The 1,789-nt window shown below is 33.5% G+C and carries 2 protein-coding genes; both read right to left on the bottom strand.

All coding sequences use genetic code 11. From position 1 onward, the window contains the following. Window positions 1-238: 238 nt before the first annotated feature. Entirely contained in the window at window positions 239-868 is a 630-nt protein-coding gene (locus GQO80_RS15675) for a DUF4145 domain-containing protein (protein ID WP_157209301.1), read from the bottom strand. Continuing rightward, on the bottom strand, window positions 865-1,644 hold the full coding sequence (locus GQO80_RS15670; RefSeq protein ID WP_157209300.1) for a hypothetical protein: 780 nt from the start codon (window positions 1,642-1,644) through the stop codon (window positions 865-867). The genes GQO80_RS15675 and GQO80_RS15670 overlap by 4 nt, the downstream gene beginning before the upstream one ends. Between the last annotated feature and the right edge of the window lie 145 nt (window positions 1,645-1,789).

Below are 1,789 nucleotides of genomic sequence, written 5' to 3'. Positions count from 1 at the left end.
ATTTAGTTGAATCTTTAATTCATTCCGTTGCTCTAGTAAATCAGAAACTTCGGGTATTGATTTTGTTAATTCAAAATATTCATTCTCTCCCATGCTCTTTGTTTTTAAATTAGCTACAACGGTTTTGTATATGATACGTTGCGTGGTTTAGCACGTAATTTAGCAAATACAAACCGGATAGAAAATCCGCGAGGATTTTCGTAAGTAGGCTAGTACTAGCAATGGATTATATACGTTGTTATGTGCTGGCATTATTTTCAGTTTCATCAGTTTCTTCTCCAGTTGCATTTTCAATTCCACGTTGAATTCTTGATGGTAAAATAAATAGGTATTCGCCAAATGCTTTAGTAAAATCAACAGCTTTTTGTGCATCATCGCTAGTAGGTAAATTTGCATTTTCATCTGCATGTCGTTCATCATTCGCATCAAGTCTTACTTCATGAGCCCAAGTGGCCATACTTTCCGTTATTAGATGGTCTTCTACTGCTGAATTGATTCTTGCATATAAACTACCATTAGTATATCCTTTTTCCTTAAGCATATCATCAACTGAACTAGCACAAAGCATTATAGCTCCCGAAGGTGCATGAATGCTATTAATTGCTTGTTCTAAAAAAGATTTTGCTTTTAAAGGAAGAGAATCATCTAATATATCAATTGTTGGATAGAAATTACTAACATTTCCTTTTTGACTCCATGAACATGCAGATACAACTCCGCCACATCTTTGACACACATAAATACCCCAAATTCTTCCAGATTGAGCATCTGTTGCTTGAGTTGGGAAAGTGTGAACTTGTCGTAAACTTGGTGAATCAATTTTACAATGCGGACACTTATTTAAGAGTAGATACGGTTCAAGTTTCATAATTCAGGTTTTTTTTGGTTGGGTTGAACTCCATAATCAGTTAAGGTAATATGTGGTAAATTCCCAAGTTTATATTTCTTTGATTTAATTTGTTCAATTACATCCTCTTTTTTAATTCCAAAAAAGTTGGATATATAGTGAAAATGAGGTTGACCATCACGCCAATTCTCTTTTCCGCCAATACTATTAAAAGTTATAAAGAAACAATGCCACTCTCCATCTTTCTCAATAATTTTTGCGATTTTCACACTTCGTTGATCTAACGCTTGTTTCAATTGTCCATCAGTCAATTCAGTTTTCCCGAATTTTTGAATTTCTCCGTTTTCATTAAGCATGTAAGCGTATGGCATTTTTTCCTTGTCTATATCGCTTGGTTGAAATTCAGATGAATATTGACTTAAAGTATATCCATTATCTCCAGCTTTTAAAAGAAATCCCATTAATATGTCAGGATTTAAAACTAAATTTTTTAAAAGTTTTTGTTGTTCACTTTTCTTTTTGGCTTTGAGTAAATCTAATAATTGTTGTGGAAGCTCAACTGCTCGGAAACTGTTTATAAATTCCCGACAATCTTTAGCGGTTTCTAGTAAAATTTGTTTTCCTTTTTCTGTTGGTTTTTTCTTTCCTCTTGCTTCATCAGGAACTTGCAACATCATTCTTTTAACAAAACAAGCGTCATAGTAATGTCGGTCTGGATTTACATTTTCGAAATCCTCTCCACCAAATGAAATAATCTTTTCTCCTGTCTTTTTATTTATAATTTCTCTTATTCGCATAGATTGGTTTTTCGCTTGCACATAACGTTTATGTATAAGAAAAGTTGCGTGTTTGTGTGCGGCGATTTTCCGCAGGAAAATCGGAAGCAGGCAAACAAAGCAACAAACTTAATGCAAGCCTAAAGTAGCAATTTTTTTTATACGG

It is taken from the genome of Mariniflexile maritimum (assembly GCF_009746565.1).
Lineage (GTDB): Bacteria > Bacteroidota > Bacteroidia > Flavobacteriales > Flavobacteriaceae > Mariniflexile > Mariniflexile maritimum.
The sequence above is the reverse complement of the archived record's forward strand: the minus strand, read 5'-3'. Positions and strand labels throughout refer to the sequence as shown.